At 68.4% G+C, this 1,489-nt stretch carries 3 protein-coding genes; all 3 read right to left on the bottom strand.

The window, feature by feature from the left end; all coding sequences use genetic code 11:
• A partial coding sequence (locus L6Q67_RS23400) for a hypothetical protein (protein ID WP_296575874.1) occupies positions 1-182 on the bottom strand: 182 nt, incomplete at its 3' end.
• A 40-nt stretch (positions 183-222) separates the two neighbouring features.
• Complete coding sequence (tfpZ, locus tag L6Q67_RS23395) at positions 223-993, bottom strand: TfpX/TfpZ family type IV pilin accessory protein (protein WP_296575872.1); 771 nt, start codon at positions 991-993, stop codon at positions 223-225.
• A 140-nt stretch (positions 994-1,133) separates the two neighbouring features.
• A complete protein-coding gene (locus L6Q67_RS23390; RefSeq protein WP_296575869.1) occupies positions 1,134-1,487 on the bottom strand; it encodes a pilin in 354 nt (117 codons plus the stop codon).
• Positions 1,488-1,489: the final 2 nt, after the last annotated feature.

Genomic DNA, 1,489 nt, shown 5'->3' with positions numbered 1-1,489 from the left:
GCACCCCACAGCGACACCGCCAGGCACTGGTTCAGCAGCGTGGACGACGGCGGCTGGTTGTAGGCCAGCAGCGGCGGAGCCGCACAGGCCAGAAGGGCCGTGAGCACGGCAGGCCACGGCCATCGGCGTTCATCGACGGCCGCAGGCGCAGCCGCGCCCGCAGCCCAGGTGGGCAGCGACATGCGGGGATTCTAGGAGCCTGTCGGGCCTTGGGACGGGCTCCTAGAACCCGTTGAACGGCGCGTAGCCCACGACGTCGCCACTGGTGCCGTCGATCAGGGCAATCCAGTCGGTCTTGCGCGCCTGCAGCGGCAGGTAGCGCAACTGGTCGGCTGCCCGGCCTGATCGCTTCACGGCCGCGTCGAGTTCGCCTTGGCGCTGGGCATCCGCACTTGGCAACTGGGCCAGTGGCCTGGACTTGAGCAAGACCTCGGCGCGGGCGGTGGCGTCCCAGGAGTGCCAGTATCGCGGGCGGGCACTGAGGTCGGTACCGGCAACGGCCATCTGGATGGCCTCCAGCTTCTCGGCGCCTTGGGCAGGTCTCTCGATGCGCAGCAGTCGAGGACCGTCCAGCGGCAGGCGGCGCAGGTCCTGCGGCGCATCCTCCAGCCCACCATCCGGAATGTCCACGGCCGTGACCACGCGCAGCCGGTCGACCTCGAATACCAGTGCCACCGGGCGGGCGACAAAGATGGTGTGCATGCCGTACACCAGTGCGGCGAGCTGCAGCATCGCGATGACCGCCAGATCGCGCTGCAACTCGCGCACCGGCTTGCGAATGCGGTCAAAGACGGCAAGGGTCAGCGCCGGCCCGATGACCACGTCGACCGAGGTGATCAGCACGAACAGTTCGGTGCCACCGGCCAGTACCGTGTAGGGCCACGGGTACCACAGGCCGAACACCAGGGCAGCAGCCAGTGCGGCGACCGCCGCGCTGAGCAGAAGGTGGATGCCTGCGGCGCGCAGGCGGGATTTCCAGTCCAGTGCAGCCATCGCCGGGTTTCTTTGCTCAGTCGTTGCGTCGTGGCGATTTTGCGGCAACCGAAACGCCAACCGGGCACCCTTGGGTGCCCGGTTGGAAGGGGGTGGGGAGAGCCGGCTGTCGCCGGCCCCACCATGCCGTCGTCAAGACATCAGGTGCGGCACTCGGCCGGAACGTACTTCTTTACGGGAGCGTTGTTGCAATCCCAGAGCATGCCCGCGGTGCTGCCGGTGCCCACCAGATCGAAGGTCACGGTAATGCCGCTGACGCCGGTGGCCACGCTCACGCCCAGGGTGGCGCCGGCTGCCGCGGTCGCGCAGGTCAGGGTCGTCATGCCAATAGTGCCGGTCGACACGCCGACGCAGTTGTCGGCCGCGCCATTGGCGTAGTTCTCAGCCACCGTGGCCTTGGCACCGCTGGCTTGGACGACGCCTTCCGACACCTTGGCGCGGATCGTGTAGTCCTGGTACGCCGGCAGCGCGATGGCGGCCAGGATGCCGATGATCG

The sequence above is a fragment of the Zoogloea sp. genome (assembly GCF_023150065.1).
Lineage (GTDB): Bacteria > Pseudomonadota > Gammaproteobacteria > Burkholderiales > Rhodocyclaceae > Zoogloea.
This window is presented reverse-complemented; position numbering and strand designations above follow the sequence as displayed.